General features: G+C 46.2%; 8 protein-coding genes and 1 tRNA gene. 3 read left to right on the forward strand and 6 right to left on the reverse strand.

Going from position 1 to position 8,513, the window contains the following annotated elements; translation table 11 throughout:
• From dnaQ to UXZ23_RS15095, 3 genes are all read right to left on the reverse strand, one after another.
• Positions 1 to 608, reverse strand: a 608-nt coding sequence (gene dnaQ / locus UXZ23_RS15085; RefSeq protein WP_320821366.1) for a DNA polymerase III subunit epsilon, incomplete at its 3' end; no start/stop codon positions are given.
• Positions 605 to 1,078 carry a ribonuclease HI gene (gene rnhA, locus UXZ23_RS15090; protein WP_320821367.1) on the reverse strand — a complete coding sequence of 158 codons (474 nt, stop codon included), beginning with the start codon at positions 1,076 to 1,078 and terminating at the stop codon, positions 605 to 607. The genes dnaQ and rnhA, both read right to left, overlap by 4 nt.
• A complete protein-coding gene (locus tag UXZ23_RS15095; protein WP_320821368.1) occupies positions 1,029 to 1,823 on the reverse strand; it encodes a class I SAM-dependent methyltransferase in 795 nt (264 codons plus the stop codon). The genes rnhA and UXZ23_RS15095 overlap by 50 nt, the downstream gene beginning before the upstream one ends.
• Before the next feature lie 72 nt (positions 1,824 to 1,895).
• On the opposite strand from UXZ23_RS15095, the gene UXZ23_RS15100 reads away from it, so the two are divergent.
• From UXZ23_RS15100 to UXZ23_RS15110, 3 genes are all read left to right on the forward strand, one after another.
• Positions 1,896 to 3,443, forward strand: a complete 1,548-nt coding sequence (locus tag UXZ23_RS15100) for a LysM peptidoglycan-binding domain-containing protein (RefSeq protein WP_320821369.1) — start codon at positions 1,896 to 1,898, stop codon at positions 3,441 to 3,443.
• 40 nt (positions 3,444 to 3,483) lie between these two features.
• Entirely contained in the window at positions 3,484 to 5,067 is a 1,584-nt protein-coding gene (locus tag UXZ23_RS15105; RefSeq protein WP_320821370.1) for an ABC transporter substrate-binding protein, read from the forward strand.
• 117 nt (positions 5,068 to 5,184) lie between these two features.
• Positions 5,185 to 5,994 (forward strand): enoyl-ACP reductase, encoded by an 810-nt coding sequence (locus UXZ23_RS15110; protein ID WP_320821371.1) that lies wholly within the window; start codon positions 5,185 to 5,187, stop codon positions 5,992 to 5,994.
• 87 nt (positions 5,995 to 6,081) lie between these two features.
• Here the strand turns inward: UXZ23_RS15110 and UXZ23_RS15115 are convergent, their stop codons facing one another.
• The 3 genes from UXZ23_RS15115 to UXZ23_RS15125 all read right to left on the reverse strand — a co-directional run bounded on the left by UXZ23_RS15115 (position 6,082) and on the right by UXZ23_RS15125 (position 8,350).
• Positions 6,082 to 7,905: a SurA N-terminal domain-containing protein gene (locus UXZ23_RS15115; protein ID WP_320821372.1), complete on the reverse strand. Its 1,824-nt coding sequence runs from the start codon at positions 7,903 to 7,905 to the stop codon at positions 6,082 to 6,084.
• 66 nt (positions 7,906 to 7,971) lie between these two features.
• A tRNA-Asp gene (locus UXZ23_RS15120) sits at positions 7,972 to 8,048 on the reverse strand.
• Between the two features lie 29 nt (positions 8,049 to 8,077).
• Positions 8,078 to 8,350: an HU family DNA-binding protein gene (locus UXZ23_RS15125; protein ID WP_015486995.1), complete on the reverse strand. Its 273-nt coding sequence runs from the start codon at positions 8,348 to 8,350 to the stop codon at positions 8,078 to 8,080.
• Positions 8,351 to 8,513 lie beyond the last annotated feature (163 nt).

The following is an 8,513-nucleotide window of genomic DNA, read 5'->3' on the forward strand; positions in this document are numbered from 1 at the left end:
ACAGCCAGTTCCGTTGTTGATAAATCAATATCACTAATATCAATAACAACTTCTTGCTGCTCTTGTTGCTCTTCTACCGCCAGCGCCAGATCCGTCTGCCCGCCCGTCATCATCAGATAAACATCAGCAAGAATCTCAGCATCTAACAACGCCCCGTGAAGCTCCCGATGACTGTTATCAATACCATAACGTTTGCACAAGGCATCCAAGCTGTTGCGCGCCCCCGGATGTAAATCACGTGCCATCAGCAGCGTATCGAGCACGCCACAAAAGGTGCGAGTTAAAGGCATATTCAACCGCTTAAATTCGGCGTCCATCATGCCGACGTCAAACGCTGCGTTATGTATGACGAGTTCAGCACCGGCGATGAATTCGCGAAAATCATCGGCGACTTGCCCAAACAAAGGGGCACCTGTTTCATTCAACCACTCATTGGTAATGCCGTGAACTTCAACAGCCTCAGCATCAATAGCTCGATCGGGGTTGACGTAAACGTGAAAATGGCGACCGGTCAATTTGCGTTCTATTACTTCAACACAGCCAATTTCAATAATCCGATGCCCTTCACCGATACCTGTGGTTTCGGTATCTAGTACAACTTGTCTCATTGCTTAACCCCTTCAACGCCACGATTAGCCAACTCATCGGCCCGCTCATTCTCAGCGTGTCCCGCATGACCTTTTACCCAACGCCATTCTATTTTATGACGAGCACACTGCTCATCTAGGGCTTGCCATAAGTCTTGATTTTTTACGGACTTTTTCGCAGCAGTTTTCCAACCGTTACGTTTCCAGCCAGCAAGCCAATCGTTAATGCCCTGCATTACATACTTAGAATCTGTGGTGAGAATTACTTCGCACGAGCGACTCAATGCTTTTAAGCCTTCTATAACAGCCATCAATTCCATACGGTTATTGGTGGTATTAGACTCACCACCGCACAATTCTTTTTCTTTATCACCATAACGCAGCAAGGCTCCCCATCCGCCGGGGCCGGGATTTCCTTTGCAGGCACCATCGGTGTACAACTCAACTTTCACACTTTCTTCCTGTTTGATATGGATGACTAGATACAGCATCTTCAGACACACGGGCCGCAGGAACCGCAAATCCAAATCTCGGCTCCGGTGCCGCTCGACGACGCGGTCGAATTGTTGTCATGCCTGCTTGGGTCTTTCGTGCGACCAATACATAGACATTACCCGAAGGAAAATTGGCACCTGCCATAACACGATCAATCCTGCGACTGACACTCTCTGAAAATAATTTGAAAGGCCAGCTATGGGCAACTGGAGTTACACTCTCTATTCGAAAATCTAACAGTGTTAACCAATCGACTAACCGCTTAGGCGCAACTGGATTTGCAACCCAAGGCAATTCAGCTGAAAAGGTTCGTACCCAGCGCAGCGCCCCCCACCAAGATTGAGGATTAAAACCAACAACGATTAAATAACCGCTTGGGACAATACTGCGGGTCGCCTCTCGAATCATTTGATGAGGTCGGCTGGTCATATCCAAGGTATGCTGCAAGATAACCGCATCGACCGTTTCATCAGCCAACGGCCAATGCGCATCTTGAATTTGCGCCTGAACATCAACCAAACCACGCTGCCACGGCAAACCCAATCTAAAGCAATGCTGCATACGCGCTTCGCGCATAAATCGCGGATGATCATCGACTCCAGCATAGGCCAATTGATGTCCATGAAGCTGACAAATCCAATCGGCTATCCACCCGCCTTCAAGCGCCAACAGGCGTTGAGTATCGTTTCTTTGCAGCCAAGACTGCTGTGTTTCGACTTTTATACGATTACTGTGTCTCATTTGGCCCCTTTCACCTTGCTAGCCGTGCGTTCGGAACTTAGACTGACAGAACCAAAACAGCATTGTAATCACATGAAGCATATCTCACTATGGTTGTTTGCCCTGATTTTCGCGGGCTGCTCTACAACCCAATCGGTGACGCTAGTACCAGTGGACAGCGAAACCGTGCAAGAGCTAGAAGTACTCGATCAATGGCAAGCTGACCAAACAGCGAAGACCGAATACGAAAACATCTGGGAGCGCGTCATTGCGTCCTACAAGCTCGATACTGAGCTTGATAACGACCGTATCACAGCACAACTCAATTGGTATCGATCGCATCCCAAATATATAGACAGGGTAGCCGATAGAGGTATTCGCTATCTTTATTTCATCGCCGAACAAATTGAAGCTCGGGAAGTTCCCGGCGAGCTAGCTCTACTGCCGGTCGTTGAAAGTGCTTTTGATCCTTTTGCCTATTCACATGGTCGCGCTTCCGGTGTGTGGCAGTTTATACCGTCAACAGGTCGAGATTTTGGCCTACAACAAGATTGGTGGCATGACGGACGTCGAGATATCCGCGCAGCAACCGAAGCGGCCTTATCATACCTCAATGCTTTGCAGCGGCAATTCGATGGAGATTGGCTACTCGCTCTTGCGAGCTATAACTCAGGCGCAGGCACAGTACGCAAAGCTATTCGTAAAAATCGCGAAAAAGGTTTACCGACAGATTTTTGGTCGTTGGATTTACCCAACGAAACCAAGGCTTACGTGCCTAAACTTATCGCTTTAGCCAAGCTAATTAAGTATCCAGAACGTTATGGTCTGTCCTTAGCACCTATCGATGACAAACCCTATTTCGCAGTGGTAAATACCGGTGGCCAGATAGATCTTTCCCAAGTTGCCGAACTTGCAGATACCGATCTCGATGAAGTATATAAATTGAATCCAGGATTTAATCGCTGGGCCACTCGCCCAGCCGGCCCACACGAAGTACTCGTTCCGATCGAAAAGCAAGAGTTATTCGAGCAGCGATTAACCGAACTACCATCATCCGAACGTGTGCGTTGGCAACGCTATCAAGTTAAAAATGGTGATAGCTTAAATACCATAGCACGCCGTTACAGCACGACACCGGATGCGCTACAGCAGGCAAATGAATTACGTAGCAACACCATTTTTGCAGGTCAGCAGCTATTAATTCCAAGCGCTTTCAAGAGCCAAGATACGTATTCTCACAGCTTAAGCCAGCGCATGGAACGGATTAAAAATTTACGTAAACCCAAAAACAGCAACGAACGTATTGAATATAATGTTCAATCCGGCGATAGCTTTTGGGAAATTGCACGCAATCATGATGTAACTGTAAGCCAGCTCGCTAGTTGGAATGGCTTAGCCCCAAAAGATCCGTTACGAGTTGGTCAAAAGCTCGTCATATGGAGCGAACAAAAAGTATCGAACAAGCGGGAAGTAATACGGAAAATCAACTACCGCGTTCGCAATGGCGACTCACTGGCAGGAATTTCCCAGAAATTTAATGTCAGCATGGCTGATCTAAAACGCTGGAATTCTAACGAAGTTCGTAAAAAATACATCCAGCCAGGGCAGAAGTTGACCCTTTACGTAGACGTTACGCGCTAAATTTGCGATCAATTTAAGCAGAGGAAAAATAGAATTTAGGATGGCCATTACAATTCGCCTCTATTTAGCTCTTCTTGTCCAATTGCTGGCACTGCACTGCAGTGCCATTACTCTCGACTACGAAAACACAATAGACACAGATTTACTCGTTTGGAGTAGCGGTTTAGACCAGCCGATTTGGGCAGATAAAAGTGCCAAGCAAGGAGGCCACTTACACCTAACAACGCCCTCGCCTATTAATCATTGGCGCAGATTCGGACCAGAAACCCCAACCGTAATCAGTGAAACACTGAGTAAATTACACATCCCCTTATTGGCACGCCATCCGAATACCGATGCGTTAATTCCTATGCTGATTAGCGAATGGGCAATAGACGAAGCAGAACAGCAAATTACACTGAGAATTGATCCATCATCGCGCTGGTCAGATGGCGTACCGGTAACAACCAGCGACGTTATTTATACCCTATTATTTTTAACATCAGGCGGACATGACACTGAATATCAGCGTAATTATATAAATCAAATACTCGAGTCTATTACGGTTCATAATCCGAGCGAATTCACCTTGCATTTTTATCAGTGGAATAATTCGATCTTCGATTTTTTATTTGATTTTCGCCCACTAGCATCGCATTTTTACCAGGCTAGTGAAGCATGGCCCTACGATTTTGATTGGCTAGTAGAGCCAGTTACTGGGCCATACCAAATAAATAGCGATCCCAACACAGACGAGTTATCGTTTTATAGGACACCCAATTGGTGGGGCGACAAACAAAAATTCTTAGCTTATCGCTTCAACCCGAAGCAAGTTACGCTAACAGTTCAATCCGCAAAGACACCCGCGAAGTTCAGTATTGGTTCAGTGGATGTGATCAATACCACGAATGATGCCAATTGGAAGTCAGAATGGCTACGCAAGCTAACATTAACAAAGCACATCAACCGTTTGCAGTTTGCCCATCAAGGCGAGCGCCCATTTGCAGCTTTAGTATTTAATTCGTCAAAGTACTCAACGGAACAACAAAGCCAGATTATAGCGCGACTGCCAATAGCCGAGGCGCTGACTTTCACGAGTGAAATGCATGCTTTAATTAATAACCTTATCACTCAAGAACCTGCAGAGACAGTTGATATTGACGTGCTATACACAGATCCCGCGGATGGTTCATGGTTGGCAGAATTGGTATTAAAGCCCGTCAAATACAATGTTCGCCTACATCCTATTTGGGTAAATCAAAGAGAACTGAAATTCCGTCTTAAAACAAACGATTTTGACATCGCCTTGTTAAAGACATCAGCAAAAGACGATGCCAGCACGCAGTTTCAATCACTACTTGATTTATACCAGCAGCCGGGACCGTCATGGATAATCTACGACATTCCAATAAAACGCTACGCTTATTGGCAATGGCTCAAGCTTCCTGAGTCAATTGGGACGAAGATAAGCTCAGATATATTTGATCCATTTGATCCCGTCACAGGCGGATTGTTTTGGATAGACCGCAAACTTAGAGCTGATACACTCTCGCAATCTGATAATAAGAAGATCGAAGAAAGATCCCCCATCATTCACAATCTCTATTTATCAAGTGACAAAGAAAAACTTAACAATAAAGAATAAGTCTGAGTCTGAAGACAACTTAATCTATCAACAAATCGGTGTATCCTAGCAGCACAGGACATCCGTTAAATTAGAATAATTGCCTACAATAAGGCTACGCAAAAAGGACGAAATATTATGGGTATGCTCACGGGCAAAAAAGCGCTGATTGTCGGCGTAGCCAGTAAATTATCAATTGCTTACGCTATTGCCGAAGCTTTTCATCGTGAAGGTGCTGAACTTGCATTCACCTATCAGGGTGAAAAACTAAAAGACCGCGTTGAAAAGATGGCCGCTCAATGGGGCTCAACTATCTGCTTGCCATGCGATGCGGGTTCAGATGAAGAAATTGCTAGCGTCTTTGCAACGCTAAAAGAACAATGGGGTGAACTTGATATTCTTGTTCATTCGGTCGGCTTTGCGCCCGCTCATGAACTTGATGGTGACTATATTGATGTAACCACTCGCGAGGGCTTTCGTATTGCTCATGACATCAGCGCCTACAGTTTTGTAGCAATGGCCAAAGAAGCCAAGCCATTAATGCAAGGCCGCCAAGGTAGCATGTTAACCCTGACCTATCATGGCTCGCAGCAAACGCTGCCCAACTACAACGTTATGGGTCTTGCCAAGGCTTCCCTAGAGGCCTCTGTACGCTATTTAGCAGGTAGTCTAGGAAAAGATAATGTTCGAGTAAACTCGATCTCTGCTGGCCCTATTCGCACGCTCGCAGCATCAGGCATTAAAAGCTTTCGCCGTATGCTAAAACGAAATGCCGAACGCGCCCCCTTAGGGCGTAACATTACTGCGGCCGAGGTCGGCAACACCGCCGTTTTCTTATGCTCGGATATGGCATCAGGCATTACAGCACAAAACATTTACGTCGACGGTGGTTTCAATACTTGCGCCATGAGCATGGCCGATATGGAAGACAATAGTGACGAAGCCTGAGTAGCTACGCAGGCAATAAAAAAGGGGCGATCATTATCGCCCCTTTTTTATTATTCGTATGGTGGCCAATCGACCACCATCTAATCGTTAACGAGCAATATCCGTTACCGACTTAGACCATGCTTGATAGCTGATCATATCTGCACGACTACGCTGCATACGAGATGCCTGAGCGGCTTCCTCGGTTACTTCCATGTCGTTCCAGTCTTTGCGATCAACATTATCAAGTTTAACTACAGAGTAACCTTCAGGGGGGCCGACGACATCCGACTCGCCTTCAGCTAACGTAAATGCACGCTGCTGAACCGCACGAGCAACCCCCATGTTTTGCGCCACAGTGCCAGTTGTCGTTTGCCATTCTACAGACTCATCACCAGCGAGGATTGCTAGAGCCTGTTCATTGGCTGCAGCCAAAGCTTTTTCGCGGGTCAAGCGTGCTTCAACCTGAGCACGAACCTGAACTAGAGGCTTCGCAACCGACTCTTGATAATCACTAACAGTAAATACGATAGCGCGATCATCTAAATCGATAACAGAGCTAAGTTCACGATCTAGCTTCATGTTGTCGGTAAATGCTTCACGGCGTACTTTTTCTTCGGCCGCTACGCCTTCGCCTTTATCCATTGTGAACAAGCCAGTTTCTTGAGGCTTTAAATTCATTGCGTCCGCTAGCTCATTAATGCTACCTGCCGAAAATGCGGTATTCGAGAATTCCTGAGTAAGCTCGGCAAAAGCAAAACCGGCTTTCTCTTTACGAACCTGCGCCGCTAATTCATCACGAATTGCGTCTTGGTTCGGAATCTCCTGCACATTAATGTGATCTACGCGAATTAAGTGAACGCCATACTCGGTTTCTACCGGAGCGCTAACCTCACCTTCATTCAGTGTATATAGAGCATCTTCAAAAGCCGGATCAAACGTACCGCGCAAGTTAATGCCCAAGTCACCACCAACATCGGCCGTGCCTTTGTCATCTGAATATTCATTAGCGATTACTGCAAAAGATTCACCGGCGTCAATACGAGCTTTTAATTCGCTCGCCAGTGACAACGTCTGAGCTTCGTCTCGATCATCTTTTATTTCTAACAAGATATGGCTGGCACTACGTTCTTCCGCAGCGATTAATTTAGCTACATGATCCTCGTAGGCAAGTTTTAAATCGTCTTCTGTTACATCTTGGTCTTTTTCAATACTCGCGCGTGAAACTTCAACATAACGGATAGCTACATTTTCTGGCGTCATAAAGTTTTCCAGACTAGCTTCATAAGCTGCCTGAACGTCTTCTTCTGTCAATTCAATAGAGGCCGTTAAATCTTTCGCATTAACTGAATAATAACTAATCGTACGCTGCTCGTTAGCCAATGCCTGCTGCAGCTTCACATCAAGCGGCGTCGTGAAACTCGACAGTATAAATCCGGCGCGAGCCTGATTTACTTTCAGAGATTCAGCCAATTGGGCGCGGTACGTTAATGGCGTCAATCCATTAATGCGCAAGATATTAATAAATTGCTCGCGATCAAAAACACCATCTGACTGAAATGCAGGCGTAGCGACGATCATTTCGTCGATCAAACGAGCCGATGCACGCAATCCCATATCGTCAGCTTGAACTTTAGCGACGGTTTGATTAATTAATTGTTCAAGCGCCGAATCTCGCAGCATTTGATCATTAAATAAATTCTCATCAAATTGCTCACCGAATTGACGGCGCAATTCATTTTTCTGCTGCTGCACTGCACGAGCAACTTCTTCGGCAGAAATATCAACACCGCCAACAGTAGCTGCAGGCTTAGGACCGCCACCTAAGGTTACGATACTTTCGACACCCCAAATCGCGAATACAAAAATAATAAATCCGACGATCACCTTAGCGATCATACCCTGCGCATTATTGCGCATCGTCTGTAACATGATTCCTCCCTAAGCTGACAAACGTTGTCAGCATAAAAAAAGCGCATCAGGGATGCGCTTTCATTCTGGCGGACCGGACGGGACTCGAACCCGCGACCCCCGGCGTGACAGGCCGGTATTCTAACCAACTGAACTACCGGTCCTAAACCCTTTGCTTCTTACTTACAGTAACTTAGTTAACTGCGTCTTTCAGAGCTTTACCTGGCTTGAAGCCTGGTACTTTAGCCGCTTTGATTTCGATTGGTGCGCCAGTTTGTGGATTACGACCAGTACGAGCAGCACGCTCTTTTACTAGGAAAGTACCAAAACCGACCAGAGCAACCTGATCACCTTCTTTAAGTGCATTGCCGATGCTTTCAATCATTGCATCTAAAGCACGGCCAGCGGCAGCTTTAGGCAGGTCAGCAGATGCTGCAATAGCGTCAATCAATTCAGACTTGTTCACACGTATCCCCTTATTGTGTACACAATGGTTAATTCTTGTTCTGCGACTCGCATTCGCTACAGGAAATCTAAGAGCGTTGATTTATACCAACTAGCCCTTAGAGCGTCAAGCCGCCTTAGTGCGTACTTGGCCGAGTTGTGTCGTCTTTTTGTACGGAACCTTC

The organism is Thalassolituus sp. (assembly GCF_034111725.1).
Classification (GTDB): Bacteria; Pseudomonadota; Gammaproteobacteria; order Pseudomonadales; family Oceanobacteraceae; genus Thalassolituus.